The 19188-nt window shown below is 70.9% G+C and carries 15 protein-coding genes; 14 read left to right on the top strand and 1 reads right to left on the bottom strand.

Annotated features, from left to right (window positions below; genetic code table 11):
- Positions 1-4: 4 nt before the first annotated feature.
- The 10 genes from murJ (at position 5) to carB (ending at position 13155) form a co-directional block, all read left to right on the top strand.
- On the top strand, positions 5-1582 hold the full coding sequence (gene murJ / locus QN206_07420) for a murein biosynthesis integral membrane protein MurJ (protein ID MDR7614641.1): 1578 nt from the start codon (positions 5-7) through the stop codon (positions 1580-1582).
- 121 nt (positions 1583-1703) lie between these two features.
- Positions 1704-2747 (top strand): heat-inducible transcriptional repressor HrcA, encoded by a 1044-nt coding sequence (gene hrcA, locus QN206_07415; protein MDR7614640.1) that lies wholly within the window; start codon positions 1704-1706, stop codon positions 2745-2747.
- Positions 2748-2759: 12 nt separating this feature from the next.
- The gene (gene dnaJ, locus QN206_07410; protein MDR7614639.1) at positions 2760-3851 is read left to right on the top strand and encodes a molecular chaperone DnaJ; all 1092 of its coding nucleotides are present in this window, start codon (positions 2760-2762) and stop codon (positions 3849-3851) included.
- Positions 3848-4720 carry a 50S ribosomal protein L11 methyltransferase gene (locus QN206_07405; GenBank protein MDR7614638.1) on the top strand — a complete coding sequence of 291 codons (873 nt, stop codon included), beginning with the start codon at positions 3848-3850 and terminating at the stop codon, positions 4718-4720. The genes dnaJ and QN206_07405 overlap by 4 nt, the downstream gene beginning before the upstream one ends.
- Entirely contained in the window at positions 4717-5427 is a 711-nt protein-coding gene (locus tag QN206_07400) for an RsmE family RNA methyltransferase (GenBank protein ID MDR7614637.1), read from the top strand. The genes QN206_07405 and QN206_07400 overlap by 4 nt, the downstream gene beginning before the upstream one ends.
- The gene (locus tag QN206_07395) at positions 5420-6307 is read left to right on the top strand and encodes a metallophosphoesterase (GenBank protein ID MDR7614636.1); all 888 of its coding nucleotides are present in this window, start codon (positions 5420-5422) and stop codon (positions 6305-6307) included. Before QN206_07400 ends, QN206_07395 begins: the two co-directional genes overlap by 8 nt.
- Before the next feature lie 63 nt (positions 6308-6370).
- Positions 6371-7108 carry a sulfite exporter TauE/SafE family protein gene (locus tag QN206_07390; GenBank protein MDR7614635.1) on the top strand — a complete coding sequence of 246 codons (738 nt, stop codon included), beginning with the start codon at positions 6371-6373 and terminating at the stop codon, positions 7106-7108.
- Positions 7105-8694: an alpha amylase family protein gene (locus tag QN206_07385; protein MDR7614634.1), complete on the top strand. Its 1590-nt coding sequence runs from the start codon at positions 7105-7107 to the stop codon at positions 8692-8694. The genes QN206_07390 and QN206_07385 overlap by 4 nt, the downstream gene beginning before the upstream one ends.
- Before the next feature lie 172 nt (positions 8695-8866).
- Positions 8867-9961 (top strand): glutamine-hydrolyzing carbamoyl-phosphate synthase small subunit, encoded by a 1095-nt coding sequence (carA, locus tag QN206_07380; protein MDR7614633.1) that lies wholly within the window; start codon positions 8867-8869, stop codon positions 9959-9961.
- Positions 9961-13155, top strand: a complete 3195-nt coding sequence (carB, locus tag QN206_07375) for a carbamoyl-phosphate synthase large subunit (GenBank protein MDR7614632.1) — start codon at positions 9961-9963, stop codon at positions 13153-13155. The genes carA and carB overlap by 1 nt, the downstream gene beginning before the upstream one ends.
- 37 nt (positions 13156-13192) lie before the next feature.
- On the opposite strand, the gene QN206_07370 is transcribed toward carB, so the two are convergent.
- Positions 13193-14725, bottom strand: coding sequence for an ABC transporter substrate-binding protein (locus QN206_07370; protein MDR7614631.1), 1533 nt, complete (start codon positions 14723-14725; stop codon positions 13193-13195).
- Positions 14726-14850: 125 nt separating this feature from the next.
- Between QN206_07370 and argC the strand changes: the two genes are divergently transcribed.
- From argC to QN206_07350, 4 genes are read left to right on the top strand one after another with little or no spacing between them, the layout of a single operon-like run.
- On the top strand, positions 14851-15882 hold the full coding sequence (argC, locus tag QN206_07365; GenBank protein ID MDR7614630.1) for an N-acetyl-gamma-glutamyl-phosphate reductase: 1032 nt from the start codon (positions 14851-14853) through the stop codon (positions 15880-15882).
- Positions 15883-15887: 5 nt separating this feature from the next.
- Positions 15888-17096, top strand: a complete 1209-nt coding sequence (gene argJ / locus QN206_07360) for a bifunctional glutamate N-acetyltransferase/amino-acid acetyltransferase ArgJ (protein MDR7614629.1) — start codon at positions 15888-15890, stop codon at positions 17094-17096.
- Between the two features lie 24 nt (positions 17097-17120).
- On the top strand, positions 17121-17987 hold the full coding sequence (gene argB / locus QN206_07355; protein ID MDR7614628.1) for an acetylglutamate kinase: 867 nt from the start codon (positions 17121-17123) through the stop codon (positions 17985-17987).
- The gene (locus QN206_07350) at positions 17988-19187 is read left to right on the top strand and encodes an acetylornithine transaminase (protein MDR7614627.1); all 1200 of its coding nucleotides are present in this window, start codon (positions 17988-17990) and stop codon (positions 19185-19187) included. It abuts the gene before it with no gap.
- Position 19188 lies beyond the last annotated feature (1 nt).

Raw genomic sequence — 19188 nt, 5'->3', positions numbered from 1 at the left:
CGGGATGACGGACACGCATCCCCGCTCCTTCGCGCGGGCGGCAGCCCTCATGGGGGTGGCGGCGGTCGCCAGCCGCCTGCTCGGGATCGTCCGGGAGATGGTGGTCGCGGCCCTGTTCGGCGCCGGCGATGCGAAGGGCGCCTACGTGGTGGCCTACTCCGTCCCCTTCCTGGTGCAGCGCCTGCTGTTGGGCGGCACCCTCAGCATCGTGTTCATCCCCGTCCTGACCCGCGTGCGCCTGCGGGGAGATCCCCGGGAGCGAGCGGAGGTGATCTCCCATCTCACGGGGCTCGTGCTGGTCCTGGGCGGGGGCATGGTGCTGCTGGGACAGATCCTGGCGCCGTGGATCCTCCCCTTGGCCGCTCCCGGGTTCGACGCGCACCTCACGGCGCTCGCGGTGTCCCTCACCCGCATCCTCTTCGTGGCCATGGTGTTCCTGGCCCTGGCCCTCTACCTCACCGGCTACCTCCAGGCACACGAGCATTTCACCGTCCCCGCCTTCGCGCCCCTCCTCTTCAACCTCACCGTCATCGGCGCCGCCCTGGGGTTCGGCCCCGTCCTGGGCATCCACGGGCTCGCGGTGGCGTGGGTCCTGGGGACCGCGGCCCAGTTCCTCGTGCAGATCCCCGCGGCCCGCCGGGCAGGCTTTCGGTTCCGGGCCAGCCTCCGTCTGCGACATCCCGCGGTGCAGGAGGTGGCGCGGCTTGCGCTCCCTGCCATGCTGGGGCTCGCCGTGGTGGAGCTCAACGCGTACGTGGACCGGATCTTCGCCTCCTTCCTCCGTCCCAACGGGACGGTGAACGCGGTGGCCGCCCTGGACTACGCCTACGAGGTGGTGCAGGCACCCGTGGGGTTCTTCGCCATCTCCATTGCCACCGCCCTCTTCCCCACCCTCTCCCGGCAGGCGGAGGCAGGGGAATTCGCGGCCTTCGGGCGGACGGTCTCCGTGGGGCTTCGGGCCGCCCTGTGGTGTGCGGCGCCCGTTTTGGCCCTCTACCTCGCGGTACCGGGGGTGCTGGTGCGGGTCCTCTTCGAACGGTTCGCCTTCACGCCGGAGGCCACCGCGGCGGTGTCCGGAGCCGTGGCCGCCTACGGCGCGGGGCTCGCGTCCATCTCCTGCTACGTGGTGCTCACCCGAGCCTACTATGCCCTACACGACATGAAGACCCCGCTCCGGGTGGGGGCCTGCATGATTCCCCTAAACGCCCTGCTGGACTGGCTGCTGATGCAGGCATGGGGGCACGTGGGCATCGCCCTGGCCACCTCCGTGGTGAGTACCCTCAACGCGGGGGTGCTGTGGAGTCTGTTGCGGCGCCGGCTGGGGACGCTGGAGCCGGACCGGGTGTGGCGGACCGCCCTGCGGTCCGCGGTGGGCGCATCGGCCGTGGGGCTGGTCGCTTGGGGGGTCATGGGGGCTCTGAGGGGAGCCCTGGGTCCGGGCCCGGGGGGGGAAGTCATCCGGCTCGCGGCGACCCTGGCGACCGCGGGTGGGGTGTACCTCGGAAGCGGTCTCCTCCTCCGCGCGGAGGAAGCCCGGTGGGTGCTGGGGCTGATGCGGCGGAGGGCCGTGCCCGCGGCGTAGTGGACCCGGATGCGGGGTCTCCTCAGGCGGTCAAATTGACCGCGCGGGAGTCCCGATGATACGGTGGACATGGGCGGAGCCCGGAGCACGGGCCGGAGGTGGACGGCACGGTTCGCGCCCCATGGCTGTGGAGGTGCTGGATCCTCGGAAGCGACGCATCCTGCAGGCGGTGGTGCACGAGCACATCCTCACCGCCGAGCCGGTGGGATCCGCAGCCCTCGTGGGCCGGTACGGGCTGGATGTGAGCGCGGCCACCATCCGCAACGAGATGGCGGCCCTCACGGAGATGGGCTACCTCCACCAGCCGCATCCCTCCGCGGGTCGGGTGCCCACGGAGCGGGCGTACCGGCTGTACGTGGACACCATGGTGCAGGAGGAACGGATCCCCGTGGAGGAGCGGCGCCGCATCCTGCGCACCCTCTCGAGCGTGGCGGACGAGGCGGAGCGGGCGGTGGAGCACGCCGCGCACGAGCTGGCGCACCTGCTGGAGTATCCCTCCGTGGGGGCGGTGGCCGCGGCGGAGCAGCGGCGGTTCCTGCACGTGCAATTCGTGCCCTTCGCGGAGGACCGGGTGGCGGTGGTGGTGGTGACGGACGCGGGCAGCATCGAGGGAACCCTCCTCCGACTTCCGGCTCCGGTCCCTCCCGGGGATCTGGAGCGGCTGAGCCGATGGCTGAGCGAGGGCCTGCGGGGGAAGACCCTGGGAGAGGTTCGGGAAGGTACCCTCGCCCGCATCCGGGTGGACAGGCCGGAGCTCGGGCTCCTCCTGCGGCGGCTCGAGGAAGCCCTGCAGGCGTACCTGACCGCGCGGGGGCCCGGTCGGGTGTTCGTGGAGGGCCACTCCAACATCCTCAAGCAGCCGGAGTTCCGCGACGTGCGGGCGGCGCAGCCCGTCCTCTCCGCCCTCGACCGGGAGGAGGTGGTCTGGCGTCTCCTCCGACCGCTGGAGGGAGAGGTGCGGGTGACCATCGGCCCGGAGAACCCCGTGGCGCAGATGTGGAGGTGCAGCGTGGTATCGGCCACCTACCGGGTCGGCAACCGGCCCGCGGGCGTGATCGGCGTGGTGGGACCCATGCGGATGCCCTACGGTCGGGTGATCGCCCTGGTGCGGGCCCTCGCCCGTCTCCTGAGCACCGTCCTCAGCCGCGCCGCGGGCGCCCACTGACCTCCTCCTGCCATGCCGCGGGACTACTACGAGATCCTCAACGTTTCCCCGGACGCCACCCAGGAGGAGATCCACCGGGCGTACCGCCGCCTGGCCCGGGAGTACCATCCGGATGTGAGCAAGGACCCCCAAGCGGAGGAGAAATTCAAGGAGATCAACGAGGCTTACCAGGTCCTGGGTGACCCGCAGAAGCGGGCGGAGTACGATCGCATGCGCCGCGGTGGACTCGAGCGGGTGCCCTTGGACTTCGGGTCTCCGTTCGAGGACCTGTTCGAGGCCTTCTTCGGCGGGATGCGGGTGGGGGCGGAGGAGGAGCCGGGTCCCGAGCGGGGGGCAGACCTGCGGTACGACCTGGAGATCACCCTGGAGGAGGCGGCCCACGGGACCGAGCGCACCGTTGAACTGACACGCCGGGAGACCTGTCCGGGCTGCTTCGGAACCGGTGCGGAGCGGGGTGGGGGATGGGTAACGTGCCCCACCTGCGGCGGCAGCGGGCAGACCCGGTTCACCCAACGGACCCTCCTCGGGACCTTCACGCAGATCTCCACCTGCCGCCGGTGTGCGGGTCACGGCCGGGTCCTACGCAATCCGTGCACGCGGTGTGGGGGAACCGGGCGGGTGGAAGCCAGGCGGCAGCTCGTGGTGAGCGTCCCCGCGGGGGTGCAGGAGGGCGCGCGGCTTCGGCTCCCGGGAGAGGGGGAGGCGGGCCGGTACGGGGGTCCCCGGGGAGACCTCTACGTGGTCGTGCACCTGCAACCGCACCCGGTCTTCGAGCGGCGGGGCCTCGATCTGTACTGCACGGTCCCTCTTTCCATGACCCAGGCAGCCCTGGGCGATGAGGTGGAAGTTCCCACCCTCGATGGCCCCAAGCCCGTGACGGTCCCCCCCGGAACGCAGCCGGGGGAGGTGCTCACGCTGAAGGGGCACGGACTTCCCTCCCTGGAGGGCCGGAGGGGGGACCTGCACGTGCGGTGGGAGGTTCGGATCCCCAAGTCCCTGAGCCCCAAGGAGCGTCAGCTGCTCCTGGAGTTCGCCCGGCTGCGGGGGGAACGGCTGAAAAAGCCGCCTTCTTTGGGCAAGCGGGTGCGGGACCTCCTGCGATGAGGTGGCTGGAGATCTCGGTGCTCACCTCCCGGGAGGCCGCGGACGCGGTAGGGGCCCGTTTGCTGGATCTTCGCGCGGGCTATGTGGAGGAGGAGACGGAGCAGGGGGTGCTGCTGCGCACCTATCTGCCGGACGGCCCCTCCGCGGCCGTACACCTCGAGGCCCTCCGTCAGCACGTGGTGAGGTTGCGGGATTTCGGGCTCGACCCGGGGCCCGCGACGCTCACGGTGCGGGAGGTGGAGGGGAGGGACTGGGCGGAGGCGTGGAAGGAGCACTTCCGCCCTTTCCGGGTGGGCCGGTTCCTCATCCGGCCGCCCTGGCAGGAAGCGGCCGCGGGGGAGGGAGAGATCGAGCTCGTGCTGAACCCGGGGATGGCCTTCGGGACCGGACTCCATCCCTCCACCCGGCTCTGCCTGCACGCCCTGGAGGCCCACGTGCGGGGTGGGGAGACGGTGCTGGATCTGGGCACGGGAAGCGGCATCCTGGCCGTGGCCGCGGCGAAACTGGGGGCCCGCCGCGTGGTGGCGGTGGATCGCGACCCCTTGGCGTGCGCGGTGGCCGCGGAGAACGTCCAGCACAACCGCGTGGAGGTGGAGGTGCGGTGCGGGGATCTCCTCGCGGGGATCGAAGAGCACGCGGATGTCCTGGTGATGAACATCTCTGCGGGCGCCGTGGCCGCGGTCCTCCCCGAGATCCCATCGCGCCTCACGCGGAACGGCGTCTTCATCGCCTCCGGGTTTGTGGAGGAGGACGTGCCGGGACTCCTGGAAGGCGCCGCGCGCTTCGGCCTCCAGATGGCTCAGCTGCTGGCCCAGGCGGAATGGCGCGCTCTGGTGTTCGCGCATCCGGGATGCACCGGTTGCTGGTGACCCCGGACCCGTGGGATCCCCAGCTCCTGCGCCTGGACGCCCGGGAGGCCCGCCATGCCCTTCGGGTCCTCCGGATGCGGGTGGGAGATCGGTTCGTGGCCTTCGACGGCCGGGGCGGGGAGTGGGAGGCGGAGCTCCTGCGGACCGCTCCCACGGTGGTGGCCCGCATGCTGCGGCCCCGGGAGGGTCTGACGCTCCCCTACCGGCTCACCCTTTACCAGGGAATGCCCAAGGCGGATAAGATGGACGCCGTGGTGCGGATGGGGACCGAGCTGGGGATCGCGCGGTTCGTGCCGGTGGTGATGGAGCGCTCCGTGAAGGCCGGCGGACGGGTGGATCGGTGGCGGCGCATCGCCGTGGAGGCCAGCAAGCAGTGTCGTCGAGCCCACGTGCCGGAAGTGGCGGATCCCCTGCCGTTCCCGCAGGCCGCGGAGGCCTTCGCGCGCCATGCCCTCCGGGTCTTCCTGTGGGAAGCGGGAGGCCGTCCCCTGCTCCGGTTGCTCGAGGAGACCCGAGAGTTCGAGGATCTCGCGGTGTTCGTGGGCCCGGAGGGCGGGTTCGCGCGGGAGGAGGTGCGGAGGTTAGGGGCCTGCGCGGAGGCGGCCAGCTTGGGCCCCCTCGTGCTGCGGACGGAGACCGCGGGGCTGGCGGCCGCGGCGGTGGTCCTCTCCTGGTTCTGCGCCGCCCGGGAAACCGGGGATGCGTAGGGGGCTTCTCGCCCTCTGCCTGGCCGTCCTGTTGTCCCCGGCGGGCGCTGCGGGGGGGTCGGAGGATGCCTACGTGGTGGTGGCCGCGGGGGACGTGGCGTGCGATCCCGCCACGCCCCGTACGGAATTGACCTGCCGCGATGCGGACACCGCGGCCTTCCTGGAGGGTGCGGACGCGGTGCTGATGTTGGGCGATGGGCAGTACCCGGATGGGAGCCTGGAACGCTACCGGGCCGCCTACCACCGCACATGGGGACGATACCTGGACATCACGCGTCCGGTTCCCGGAAATCACGAGTACCGGACCCCGCGGGCGAGGGGGTACTTCGCCTACTTCGGAGATCGGGCGGGGGATCCGGAGCGCGGCTATTACGCCTTCCGGTTGGGGCGGTGGCTTCTCCTGGCCCTGAACTCCAACTGCTGGGCGGTCGGGGGGTGCGGGGGAGGATCCCCCCAGTACCGATGGTTGCGGGAGATGCTTGCCACGACCTCCGCCCCTTGCATCCTCGCCTTCTGGCATCACCCCCTCTTCACCGCGGGGCGCTACACGGGCTTCCTGGAGGTCCGTCCGTGGTGGGAGCTCCTGTATGCCGCGGGGGCGGAGCTGGTCCTGTCCGGGCACGACCACAACTACCAGCGCTACGCCCCCCTGGACCCCCAGGGCCGGGCTGACCCCCGGGGGATCCGGCAGTTCGTGGTGGGGACCGGCGGCCGAAGCCTCTACCGGCTTCGGCCCGATCCCCTGGGCGCGCGGGAGGCGGCCACGGACCGGTCCTTCGGGGTGCTGCGGCTGGAGCTGCGGCCCGGGGGCTACTCCTGGCGGTTCCTTGCCGTCGGAGGCGCGGCGTTTTCGGATCGCGGATCCGGGTTCTGCCACTAGCCCTGGTGGCGGTCCCGCGGGGTGTGCGACAATACCGCCTCGGTAGGTCGTCTCATGGGGCCGATGGAACAAGGGGTAATCCTGTTCGCCGCGGGCGCGGCCGCGGGCGCGGTGAACGCCATCGCCGGCGGCGGAACCCTCATCTCCTTTCCCACCATGGTGTGGTTGGGCCGGGATCCCATCCTGGCGAACGCCACGAACGCGGTGGCCCTCTGGCCCGGCAACCTCGCGGGTGCCTGGGGGTTCCGACGGGAGATGGAGGGGAGCGGCCCTTGGATCCGGCTGTTGATCTGGCCGACCTTGCTGGGCGGGATTCTCGGCGGGTGGCTCCTCCTCCAGACCCCCACCCGGATCTTCCGCGCCATCGTGCCCTTCCTCGTCCTGGGCGCCGCGGTGTTGCTCGCGGCCCGAGGACGCATTCGCGCGCTGTTCCCCCCGGGCCGGCGCGCCGCCCGTCCTGTCGCGCTCGCGGTGCAGTTCGGCATCGGCCTGTACATCGGCTACTTCGGGGCGGGGACCGGCATCCTCATCCTCACCACCCTGGGACTCCTGGGGCTGGACGACATCCACCAGATGAACGGCATCAAGGGGATCCTCACCGCGGTGGGCAACGGGGTCGCGGCCGCCTACTTCCTTCTCTCCCGGGCCGTGCTGTGGCCGGACGTGGTGTGGCTGGCCCTGGGTGCCATCGCGGGCGGCTACGCGTCCGCGGGCATCGCCCGGGCCCTGGGACGGGCCTTCGTGGAGCGGGTGGTGGTGGTGGTGGCCTTCGTCATCGCCTTTGCCCTGTTCCTGCGATGAGGGGACGGGCCCTCCTCACGGCATCGCTCCTCGTGGTGGCCCTGGCAGCCTCCCCGGGCCACCCGGCTTCCCGGGCCCGCGTGCCCCGCCTCGCCCTGTGGGTGGAGCCCGGCGCGAACCTCCTCGCCCTGAGCACCGTCGAGGGCGTGCGTCGGGTCCTGGACCGGGCGAGGGCCGCGGGCGTGGAGGCGGTGGTCTTCGAGGCGAAGAACGCGTGGGGATACGTCACCTACCCCAGCACCTTCGCGCCCGTCCTCAACGAATCCCCGGTTCCCCGCACCAACCCACCCGCCTATCCGCCCCCGGCCCGCTGGTTCCCGAGAGGGTACGATCTCCTGGGGACCCTCCTCCAGGAGGCCCGCGCCCGGGGGATCCGGTTTTACGCGGCGGTGAACACCTTCTCCGAAGGGCTCTCCGCGTACCGCGCGGGCCCGGCCTTCGAGCGGGAGGAGTGGGCCGGCACCGCCTACGTCGCCACCCGGCCGGTCCGGGCACCGGACGGGTCCGAGTACGAGCTCGACGGCGCGAACACCACGCGCTACGCGGACCAGCTCATCCTGTACACCCGGGCCATGGGCTCTCGGGTGCCCACCACCCGGTACGGGGTGGAGGTGGTGGTCCGCAGGGATCGGGTGGAGGAGGTGCGGGATCGGGAGCGGACCGAGCCCGATCCCGGACCCGCTTCCATCCCGGAGGACGGGTATGTGCTCGCGGGGCACGGGAAGGCCGCGGCGTGGCTGCGCGCCGCGTTCCGGCTTGGGGATCCCGTGGAGATCGGGCCCGTGCGGGTGCGGATGGAGCCGGGCTTCAGGCGCAGCCCCTTCGCCTTCACGAACCCTGCGCATCCGGAGGTCCGCCTCTACGAACTCGCCGTCCTCTACGAGCTCCTCTCCCGGTATCCCGTGGACGGGGTGGTCCTGGATCGGACCCGGTACGAGGACCTCACCCAGGACTTCTCGGAGAGAAGCCGCCGGGCCTTCGAGGCCTTCTTGGGCCGGCCCGTGGCCCGGTGGCCGGAGGACGTCTACCGGTACGTCCCGGCGGGGTACTGGGTGGCCCGGGAACCGGGGCCCCTCTACCGGGCCTGGATCGGCTTCCGGGCCCGGAACATCTACACCTACGTGCTCTCCGCCACCCGTCTGATCCGGGCCCTTCGGCCCGGGGTCGCGGTGGGCGCGTACGTGGGCGGCTGGTACCCCGTGTACTACGAGGAGGGCGCCAACTGGGCCCATCCCCAGGTGCGGCCGCCTTACCCCTGGGTGAGCGAGACGTGGGTCCGGGCGGGATACGCGCCGCTCCTGGACTTCCTCATGGTGGGGCTGTACTACCGGCCCCTCACCGTGCGGGAGGCCCTGCGCCGGGGCACAAACCCCATCTACAGCCTGGAGGGGGGAGCGGGCCTGGCGCGTGCCCTCGTGACGGGAGAGGTGCCTGTGGTGGCCGGTCTGTACCTCCCCCACTTCACGGGCAGCCCCGGCCGACTGCGGGAAGCCCTCCGGGTGGCCCGGACCCAGGCGGCCGGGGTCATGCTCTTCGACCTCGTCTACCTGACGGACGAGCTTTGGGAGGTCCTTCCGGGGAAGTGAAGGATGCCGTTGCGCCGCCCTCCCGGATCTGCTAGATTCCAAGCAAGCAGGGCCGACCATTAATGCTCTCCGGGAGGGAGCGATGGAGGCGAGAGAAGAATCCGTACGCCCGCGGGAAGGGAACGCGGGCGTTCTCTTTACCCCTCGTGTGCATAATGATACAATCCGTTGCATGAACATGCATACGGGATGGCTGGCCCTGGAGGACGGCCTGGTGGTGCGGGGAGTCTCCATCGGGGCGGAGGGACTCTCCGGCGGGGAAGTGGTGTTCACCACCAGCATGGCCGGTTATCCGGAGGTGCTCACGGATCCCAGTTACGCGGGCCAGATCGTGGTGATGAGCTTCCCCATGATGGGCACCTACGGGGTGGACCCAGAGTGGAGCGAGTCCCGCCGGCCCTTTTTGCGGGGGTTCGTGGTGCGGGAGGCGAGCCCCTACACCAGCCACTGGGCCGGCCGGATTCCCCTCTCCGAGTACCTGCGCGGGCACGGGGTCGTGGCCATCGCGGAGGTGGACACCCGGCGGATCGTGCGTCACCTGCGGACCCACGGGCTCCGGCGGGGGGTGATCGCCACCGGGGACCGGGATCCCGAAGAGCTCGTTGCCCGGGCCCGGTCCCTCCCGGACCTCGCGGAGGAGGATCTGGTGGCGGAGGTGCTGCCGGAGGAAGCCGTGGTCCTCCCGGGATCGGGCCCCCGCATCGCGGTTCTGGACTGCGGGGTGAAGATGGGGATCGCCCGGGAGCTCCATGCCCGGGGATGCGAGGTGATCGTGCTCCCCGGACGGGTGGAGGTGGAGGAGATCCTGGAGCTCCGACCCGCGGGTCTCGTGGTGGGGAACGGTCCGGGAGACCCCCGGCATCTGGACGCGGTGGCCCGCCGGCTCCGGACCCTCTTCGGCCAGCTCCCCATCTTCGGCATCTGCCTAGGGCACCAGGTCCTGGCCCGGGCCGCGGGAGCGAGGACCTTCAAGCTTCCCTTCGGACACCGGGGTTCGAACCACCCGGTGCTGGAGACCACCACGGGCCGGGTGCGCATCACCACGCAGAACCACAGCTACGCGGTGGACGAAGCGAGTCTAAGGGACACGGGGTTTGTCGTCACCCACAGGAACCTCCATGACGGCACCGTGGAGGGGATCCGGCACCAGCACCTCCCCATCTGGTCCGTGCAGTTCCACCCGGAAGCCCGCCCCGGTCCCCGGGACAGCCGGGACCTCTTCGACCGGTTCCTGGGGGACGTGGCCCAGCAGGTCGGGGTGCGCTAGTGCCGCGGCGGCCGGACATCCGCAAGGTCCTGGTGATCGGCTCCGGCCCCATCACCATCGGGCAGGCCGCGGAGTTCGACTACTCGGGTTCCCAGGCCTGTCGGGCCCTCTCGGAGGAAGGGGTGGAGGTGGTGCTCGTCAACAGCAACCCCGCCACCATCATGACGGATCCGGAGGTGGCGGATCGCATCTACATCGAGCCCCTCACCCCGGAGTTCGTGGCCCGGGTGCTGGAGGCGGAGCGGCCCCAGGGGTTGCTGCCCACCCTGGGGGGGCAGACGGGCCTTAACCTGGCCGCGGCCCTGGATCGCATGGGCGTCCTGCGGGCGCTCGGGGTGGAGGTGCTGGGGACCCCGCTTTCCGCCATCCACAAGGGAGAGGACCGGGAGCTGTTCCGGGAGGAGATGCGGCGCATCGGGCAGCCCGTGCCCGAGAGCATCGTGGCCACCACCCCGGAGGAGGCCGTGGACTTCGCCCTCTCCCTGGGAGACGCGGAGGTGGTGATCCGGCCCGCCTTTACCCTGGGAGGAACCGGGGGCGGGCTTGCCCAGGGAAGGGAGGCGGTGTGGGAGGCGGCGGAGCGGGGGATCCGCACGAGCCCCATCGGACAGGTGCTGGTGGAGCGGTCCGTGGCGGGGTGGAAGGAGATCGAGTACGAGGTCCTGCGGGACGGGGACGACAACTGCATCGCCATCTGCAACATGGAGAACGTCGATCCCATGGGCGTGCACACGGGGGACAGCATCGTGGTGGCCCCCAGCCTGACCCTCTCGGACCGCGAGTACCAGATGCTGCGGCGGGCCGCCTTCGAGATCGTGCGGGCCCTGGGGGTGGAGGGCGGGTGCAACGTGCAGTTCGCCTTGGATCCCCGGTCCGAGCGCTACTACGTGATCGAGGTGAACCCGCGGCTGTCGCGGAGCAGCGCCCTCGCCAGCAAGGCCACGGGATATCCCATCGCCCGGGTGGCGGCCAAGATCGCCCTCGGCTACCGCCTGTGGGAGATCCAGAACCCCATCACCCGGGGCACCGCCTGCTTCGAGCCGGCCCTGGACTACGTGGTGGTGAAGATCCCCCGGTGGCCCTTCGACAAGTTCGGAGAGGCGGACCGCCGCATCGGTACCCAGATGAAGTCCACGGGCGAGGTGATGGCCATCGGCCGCACCTTCACCGAGGCCCTCCTGAAGGCCGCCCGATCCGTGGAGTCCACGAACCGCGGCCTGTGGCACCCTGTGCTGGCCCGGATGGCAGACGAGGCCCTGTGGGATCGGGTGCGCACCCCGTGCGATGAGCGGCTTTGGGCCATCGCGGAGCTTTTGCGCCGAGGTGCACGCCCGGAGGAGCTCGCGGCCGCAAGCCGCATCGACCCCTTCTTCATCTGGGAGCTAGAGCGCATCGTGGCGGTGGAACAGCGGGTGGCCCGGGATCGGAGCACCGTGGCCCTGTGGCTCGCCAAGCGCACCGGGCTCTCGGATGCGGAGATCGCCCGGCTGCAGAACCGCCCGGAGGAGGAGGTGAGGGCCCAGCGGGAGGCGGCGGGGATCTATCCCGTCTACAAGCTCGTGGACACCTGTGCGGGCGAGTTCCCCGCGGCCACCCCGTACTACTACAGCACCTACGAGGAGGAGGACGAGGCCGAGCCGGATCCGCGGCCGTGCGCGGTGGTGCTCGGCAGCGGGCCCATCCGCATCGGGCAGGGGATCGAGTTCGACTACAGCACCGTGCACGCGGTGCGCTCCCTCCAGGAGGCCGGGGTGCGGGCCGTGGTGGTGAACAACAACCCGGAGACGGTGAGCACGGACTTCGACACCTCCGACCGCCTGTACTTCGATCCCCTTACGGTGGAGGACGTGCTGCACGTGGTGCGTAAGGAGCGCCCCGTGGGGGTGCTGGTGCAGTTCGGAGGGCAGACCGCCCTGAACCTGGCCATCCCCCTCGCGCGGGCCGGCGTTCCCATCCTCGGCACCTCCGTGGAGAGCCTGGACGTCTCCGAGGACCGACGGAAGTTCTACGCCCTGCTGGATCAGCTCGGGATCCCGCACCCGGAGGGCGGGATGGCCCACTCCGTGGAGGAGGCGAAACGCCTGGTGCACCGGTTGGGACTTCCCGTGGTGGTTCGCCCCTCCTACGTGCTCGGAGGCCGGGGCATGAGGATCGTGTACGAGGCGGAGGAGGTGGAGGATCTCGTGGCCGCGGCCCTGGCGGTGGACCCGGGACGCCCCGTGCTGGTGGACGCGTACCTGCGGGGGCAAGAGCTGGAGGTGGACGCCATCGGGGACGGCGCGAACCTGCTCCTCCCGGGGATCATGGAGCATGTGGAGGCCGCGGGCGTACACTCCGGGGACAGCATCTCCATCTTTCCCGCCCCCAGCGTCCTCCCGGAGGTCTCGGAGCGCATCGTGGACATCCTCCAGAAGCTCAACCGGGCCCTGGGGGTTCGGGGCTTCCTGAACGTGCAGTTCGTGGTGCACGGCTATCGGGTGTACGTCCTGGAGGCGAACCTCCGGGCGAGCCGGACCGTGCCCTTCGTCAGCAAGGTGCTGGGCGTCCCCCTCGTGCAGATCGCCACCCGTGTCATGCTGGGCAGTTCCCTCGCGGACCTGGGCTATCCCGGCGTGTACCGGTTCCCCGCTCCCCGGAGGGTGGGGGTGAAGGTGCCCGTGTTCAGCAGCGAGAAGCTCGTGGGGGCGGAGGTGGCCCTGGGGCCGGAGATGCGGTCCACGGGGGAGGTCATGGGGATCGACCGAAGCCTGCCCGCGGCCCTGTACAAGGGCTTCGTGGCCGCGGGGTGGACGGTTCCGCCAAACGGTGCAGCGCTCCTCAGCGTGGCCCGACGGGCCCGTCGGGGCGTCGTTCCCCTCGCCCGTCGCCTTCAGGCCTTGGGGATCCCCCTCCTGGCCACGCCCGGGACGGCTGCTGCCCTCCGGTCCGCAGGGATACCGTGCCGCCCGCTTCCGCATGCCGAGGCCCTGGAGGCCATCCGGCGGGGGGAGGTGGGCGTCCTGATCAACCTCCCCACCGCCGGCCACGACCCCCGGCGATGGGGCTTTCGGCTGCGTCGGGCCGCGGTGGAGCGCCGCATCCCCTGCCTCACCACCCTGGAGACCGCCCAGGTCTACGCCGAGGTCCTCGCGGCCCTCCGGGAGGGGGCCCTGGTGGCCCCGCAGCCCATGGCAGGTCCCGCGCCCCTGGCGTGAGCGGGTGCGCCCCTTCCGGATCCCCGCGGCACCGTAGCTACCGTACGGTCCAGGCGTTCGCGGGCGTCCACCACGGCCAGGTGGAGCCCTGGAGGTGCCCGGTCCCCCGGGCTTCTGGCCGCGTCACGTAGTACCGGCCCGCGAGCCACAGGGGGATCACCGTATGTTCCTGGAGGAGGAGCCGGTGCATCACCTGCAGCCTGTAGCGCTGCGGGGTGAGGGTGGCTACGGAGTCCTCCCACAGGCGTTGCAGCTGCGGCGGCCGCCGCATGCTCACGAAGCCCTCCGGGGAGTTGGTGAAGTAGAAGGCCACGTAGTTGTTGAAGTAGGGGAAGTAGCCGAAGGGCTGGACGAGGAGCCCCCGCCATCCCCGCCGCTGATACTCCGCGTACCGGGCGATCTCCGGGGTCTCCAGTTCCGCCTCGATGCCCACCTCCTGGAGGTACCGATGGATGGCCACCGCGATCTCCCGGGTCAGGAAGGGAGCCGGGATCAACTTGGTGCGGAATCCGTTGGGGTAGCCCGCCTGCGCCAGGAGTTCCTTGGCCCGGGCGGGGTTGTAAGAGGGGCGGCGATGGTCCGTCAGGGCCGCGGGACTCTCCGGATGCGCGATCTGGTCCCACGGTTCCCACAGACCGTAGCCCAGGGCACGGGCGAGGGCGGCCCGATCGAAGGCGTACTGGAGGGCCTCCCGGACCCGCCGGTCCGCGAAGGGGGAGTCCTCGTTGGCGCTGTCCGGGATGAGCATGAGGATCCCCCGGTGGAGTCCCGAGAGCACCCGGAACCGGCCCGTGGCCTGGAGCTCGCTCACCACCTGAGGATCCCCGAACCCCCCTACGTCCACCTGGCCCGCCAGCATGGCGGCCTTCAGGGTCTGGATGCTCCGGATGAACCACAGCTCCAGCCGGTCCAGGTAGGGCTTGCCGCGGTCCCAGTAGCGGTCGAAGCGGGTGTACATGGCGAAGGCGTTGGGGTCGTACTGGGTGAGGCGGAAGGGTCCGGTCCCGGAGGGGTCCCACTGGGCCCGGTCCTCCCCCAGCCGGCGGAGGTGGGCGAGCGAGGCGATGAGGGAGGCAGACCCCCCAAGGGAGAGGTAGATGCCGTTGTTCCACTGGGAGAGGTTGACCCGCACCGTGTAGCGGTCGAGGACGTCCACGGACTGGATGGTAGGGGGCAGCCGGCGGGCCTTGAGGTTCTCCTCAAGGCTGAACTTCACGGCGTCCGCGTCCAGTTCGGAACCGTCGTGGAAGCGTACGCCCTGGCGCAGCCGAAATACGATCCCCTTCCGGTCCGGGGTGATCTCCCACTGGACCGCCAGCTTCGGGCTGACCTGGCCCCGGGCGTCCACCCAGAGGAGGGTTTCGTAGACGGGAACCGCGGGGATGATGCCGAACACGGGCATCTTCCAGGGGACGCCGAAGGGGCCTCCCGGGGCCTCGTCCGCCACCCGGAGGACTCCCCCCCGCCGGGGTTGCTCCCCCGGGGCTCCGAACCCCAGGACAACCGGACCCAGGGTGACCGCCGCGGCAGCGAGCGCGGCCACCGCCAGACGCGTGCCCTTCCCTCGCATCTCCTCACCCCCCGACCGCACCTTCTACGCTTTACAGACAATTTCTACAGCATCCGAAGCGCGTGTCAACGGACCCGGATCCTCCCCGGATTGCAACATCATGCAGTTTCCTGTATGGTTATGCCATGATCCGGGCGAGCGTGGCCGGCGCGAGCGGGTATACGGGAGGGGAGCTGGTGCGGTGGCTGGTGCGCCATCCCCGGGTGGAGCTGGTGCACCTCACCGCGGACCAGCACCGGGGCAAGCTCCTCCCGGAGGCCTTCCCCCACCTGGAAGGATTCGTGCGCAAGCCCCTGGAGGAGCCGGACTGGCGGAAGCTGGCGCAGGAGAGCGACGTGGTGTTCCTGGCGCTCCCGCACGGACTCGCTCTCAAAGCCGCGCCCGAGATCCTGTCTGCGGGCGCCCGGGTGGTGGACCTGGGGCCGGACTTCCGTCTGCGGGATCCCGCCCAGTATGCCCGGTGGTACAGGCAGGAGCACACGGCCGTGCACCTGTTGGAGGAGGCGGTCTACGGACTCCCGGAGCTCCACCGGAGCCGCATCCGGGAGGCGAACCTCGTGGCGGTTCCGGGCTGTTACCCCACGGCGGCCCTGCTCGGTCTGGTGCCGCTCCTGCGGGCGGGGTACGGGAGCGGTCCCGTGGTGGTGGACGCCAAGTCCGGGGTTTCGGGTGCTGGCCGGGGGGCGTCCCTGGACACCCACTTCAGCGAGATCAACGAGAACGTGCGCCCGTACCACGTGGCCCATCACCGCCACGTCCCCGAGATGGAGCAGGCCCTGGCGGAGGCGGGTTGTCCCGCCGCGGTGTGCTTCGTCCCCCACCTCATCCCCATGACCCGGGGGATCCTCGCCACCTGCTACGTGCGGCTCTCCCGTCCCCTGGACGGCCCGGCCGCCCTGGACCTGTACCGGGAGGCCTACGCGGGAGAGCCCTTCGTGCGGGTGCTCGAGCGGGATCTCCCGCAGACGAAGGCCACCTTTGGCTCCAACTTCTGCGATGTGACGGTGCGGGTGGATGCGGAGCGCGGGGTCGCCATCGCCATCGCGGCCCTGGACAACCTCGGGAAAGGAGCCGCGGGGCAGGCCATCCAGTGCATGAACCTGATGTTCGGGCTCCCGGAGACGGAAGGACTCCAGTTGCCTCCCCTCTTCCCATAGGCGCCATGGAGACCCCTGAGCCCATCACCCTCATTCCCGGAGACGTCACGAGCCCGCACGGCTTCCTCGCCGCGGGGGTGCACTGCGGGATCAAGCAACAGCGGCGGGACCTGGCCCTCCTCTACTCGGAGGTCCCCGCTTCCGCGGCGGGGCTGTTTACCACCAACCGGGTGAAGGCGGCCCCCGTGCGGTACTGTGAGGAAACCCTGTCCGGAGGGGTCGCGCAGGCCATCGTGGTGAACAGCGGGAACGCCAACGCCTGCACGGGTCCTCAGGGACTCCGGGACGCCTACGAGATGGCGGAGATCACGGCCCGGGCGCTTGGCATCCCGCGTTCCCACGTGTTGGTGTGCAGCACGGGGGTGATCGGCGTCCCGCTTCCCATGGAAGCCATCCGGCGGGGGATCCCGCAGGCGGTGCGGGCCCTGGAGCGGAGCGGCGAGGCCGCGGCGGAAGCCATCCTCACCACGGACGCCTTCCCCAAGCGGGCCGCGGCCCAGGTCCGCCTTCCGGAGGGCGTGGTGACCGTGGGGGGGATCGCGAAGGGCGCGGGGATGATCCACCCCCAACTCGCCACCACCCTGTGCTTCCTCACCACGGACGCCCGCATCTCTCCCGGACGGCTGCGGGAGGCGCTGCGGGGGGCGGCAGAGGTCTCCTTCAACCGCATCACCGTGGACGGGGACACCAGCACGAACGACAGCCTCATCGTCCTGGCGAACGGCCAGTCCGGAATCGCCGCGGAGGAGGGAGAAGCCTACAGGCGGTTCTGCGCGGCCCTCACCGCGGTGGCGGAGGAGCTGGCGAAGATGGTGGTGCGGGACGGGGAGGGAGCCACGCGGCTCGTGCGGGTGGAGGTCACGGGCGCCCTGGACGAGGCAGAGGCCCGGAGGGCCGCCTACACCGTGGCGACCTCCCTTCTGGTAAAGACCATGCTGCATGGCGGGGAGCCGAACTGGGGAAGGGTCCTGGCGGCGGTGGGTCGGGCCGGGGTGGCCCTGGAGGAGTCCAGGACGCGCGTCTGGTTCGGGCCGGTCCTGGTGGTACAGGACGGGGTGGGGATTCCGGAAGCCCTCGGGCAGGGCGCGCAAGCCTTGCGGGATTCCGAGGTCACCTTGCGGGTGGACCTGGGGGTGGGGAGCGGGCGGTGGTGGGTGTGGACGTGCGATCTTAGCGAGGAGTACGTGCGCCTGAACGGCGCCTACATCACCTAGTGTGGGAGGAAAGCGGTGAACGTCCTGCCGCTGGAGAGTCCGGGCATCGGGACCTCTCTGGCCCATGCCCTGCGCTACGTGGCCGCCTGGAAGGACCGCACGGTGGTCGTGAAGTTCGGAGGGAGCGTCCTGGACGCTCAAGAGCTGGGTACCCTTCCGGAGGACCTCGTCCTCCTGCAGCGGGCCGGGGTGCGGCCCGTGCTGGTGCACGGGGGCGGCCCGGAGATCACCCGCACCCTGGAACGCCTGGGCAAGACCACGCGGTTCGTCAACGGCCTCCGGGTCACGGACGCGGAGACCATGGAAGTGGTGGAGATGGTGCTCGCGGGCCGGGTGAACAAGCACCTGGTGACCCTCATCCACAGGGCAGGCGGCCGCGCCGTGGGGCTCTCGGGCAAGGACGCGCGGCTCCTGCAGGTCCGCAAGCGGGCGGGGGAGGTGGATCTGGGGTTCGTGGGCGAGGTGGAGCGGGTGGAGCCGGAGATCGTACAGGTGCTGTTGGACGCGGGATTCCTTCCCGTGGTCGCCTCCCTGGGATTCGGCCCGGACGGCCAGAGCTACAACCTCAACGCGGACACCGCGGCCGCGGCCCTGGCGGTAGGCCTGCGGGCCCAGAAGCTCATCCTCCTCACGGACGTACCCGGAGTGTACCGGGAGGTGGATGGCCGTCGGGAGCTCCTGAGCGAGATCAGCCCGGAGGAGGCGAGGCAGCTCATCGCTTCCGGCGTGATCTCCCGGGGGATGATCCCCAAGGTGGAAGCCTGCCTGGAGGCCCTGGCGGGCGGTGTGCCCAGCGCCCACATCATCGGCACGGACCTGCCTCACGGTTTGCTGATCGAGCTCTTTACGGAGACGGGAATCGGCACCATGATCCGCCATCCGGAGGGCTAGATGGACCTCGAGACGGTTCTGGAGTGGTCGGACCGATATCTCTTCCGCACGTACCGGCGGGCGCCCGTGGCCTTCGTCCGGGGAGAGGGCGTGCGGTTGTGGGATCTCGGGGGTCGGGAGTACCTGGACTTCGTGGCGGGGATCGCCACCAGCAGCCTCGGGCACGCACACCCGGACCTGATGCGGACCCTGTGCGACCAGGCTTCCCGCTACCTGCACGTTTCGAACCTGTACCACATCCCCGAGCAGGCCCGGGCCGCGAAGCGGCTCGTGGAGCTCAGCGGGCTGGACCGGGTCTTCTTCTGCAACAGCGGGGCGGAGGCCGTGGAGGCCGCCATCAAGCTGGCCCGGCGATGGGGTCGGGGGATGCGGGGCCCGGACGCCTACGAGATCGTGACCATGGAGGGGAGCTTCCACGGCCGCACCCTGGGGGCCCTGGCGGCCACGGGAACTCCCCGGTACTGGCAGGGATTCGAGCCCCTTCCCCCGGGATTCCGGTTCGTGCCTTACGACGACCTCGGGGCCGTGGCGGACGCCGTCACGGATCGCACCTGTGCGGTGCTGGTGGAGCCCGTGCAAGGAGAAGGTGGCGTGGTGATCCCTTCTCCGGGGTACCTGCGGGACCTGGAGGCCCTCTGTCGGGAGCGGGGGGTACTGCTGATCCTGGACGAGGTCCAGACGGGAGTCGGCCGCACGGGCGCCCTGTTCGCCTTCCAACGGGAGGGGATCCAGCCGGACGTGGTGACCTTGGGCAAGGGACTCGCGGGTGGGGTTCCGGTGGGCGCGGTGCTGGCCCGGGAGGACGTGGCGAGGCACCTGGGACCAGGGGACCACGGGAGCACCTTCGGCGGAAACCCCCTGGCCTGTGCCGCGGTCTGCGCGGTGTTGGAGGTGGTGGAGCGGGATGGCCTCGTGGAGAATGCCCGGCGGGCGGGGGATCGGCTCCTGCAGGGGCTCCGGGCCCTGGCGGAGCGGAATCCCACCGTTGGGTCCGTGCGGGGGGTGGGGCTCCTGGTGGCCGCAGACCTACGGGTGGAGGCGGCCCCGGTGGTGGAGGCGGCGCTCGGAGAGGGACTGCTGGTGAACGCGGTGCGACCCCATACCCTGCGGCTCTGCCCACCCCTCGTGGTCTCCGAGGCGGAGGTGGACGAGGCGATGGTCCGGCTTGAACGGGCCCTCGGAAAAGTGCAGGCGAGGTGAG

The sequence above is a fragment of the Armatimonadota bacterium genome (assembly GCA_031460175.1).
Classification (GTDB): Bacteria; Sysuimicrobiota; Sysuimicrobiia; order Sysuimicrobiales; family Sysuimicrobiaceae; genus Sysuimicrobium; species Sysuimicrobium tengchongense.
This window is presented reverse-complemented; position numbering and strand designations above follow the sequence as displayed.

Bases quoted from the DNA above. Each gene is read 5' to 3' on its own strand.
- dnaJ (MDR7614639.1), top strand. From the start codon at position 2,760: ATGCCGCGGGACTACTACGAGATCCTCAACGTTTCCCCGGACGCCACC.
- QN206_07405 (MDR7614638.1), top strand. From the start codon at position 3,848: ATGAGGTGGCTGGAGATCTCGGTGCTCACCTCCCGGGAGGCCGCGGAC.
- carA (MDR7614633.1), top strand. From the start codon at position 8,867: ATGAACATGCATACGGGATGGCTGGCCCTGGAGGACGGCCTGGTGGTG.
- QN206_07350 (MDR7614627.1), top strand. From the start codon at position 17,988: ATGGACCTCGAGACGGTTCTGGAGTGGTCGGACCGATATCTCTTCCGC.
- QN206_07390 (MDR7614635.1), top strand. From the start codon at position 6,371: ATGGAACAAGGGGTAATCCTGTTCGCCGCGGGCGCGGCCGCGGGCGCG.
- QN206_07395 (MDR7614636.1), top strand. From the start codon at position 5,420: ATGCGTAGGGGGCTTCTCGCCCTCTGCCTGGCCGTCCTGTTGTCCCCG.
- QN206_07370 (MDR7614631.1), bottom strand. From the start codon at position 14,725: ATGCGAGGGAAGGGCACGCGTCTGGCGGTGGCCGCGCTCGCTGCCGCG.
- argJ (MDR7614629.1), top strand. From the start codon at position 15,888: ATGGAGACCCCTGAGCCCATCACCCTCATTCCCGGAGACGTCACGAGC.
- QN206_07385 (MDR7614634.1), top strand. From the start codon at position 7,105: ATGAGGGGACGGGCCCTCCTCACGGCATCGCTCCTCGTGGTGGCCCTG.
- murJ (MDR7614641.1), top strand. From the start codon at position 5: ATGACGGACACGCATCCCCGCTCCTTCGCGCGGGCGGCAGCCCTCATG.
- hrcA (MDR7614640.1), top strand. From the start codon at position 1,704: ATGGCTGTGGAGGTGCTGGATCCTCGGAAGCGACGCATCCTGCAGGCG.
- argC (MDR7614630.1), top strand. From the start codon at position 14,851: ATGATCCGGGCGAGCGTGGCCGGCGCGAGCGGGTATACGGGAGGGGAG.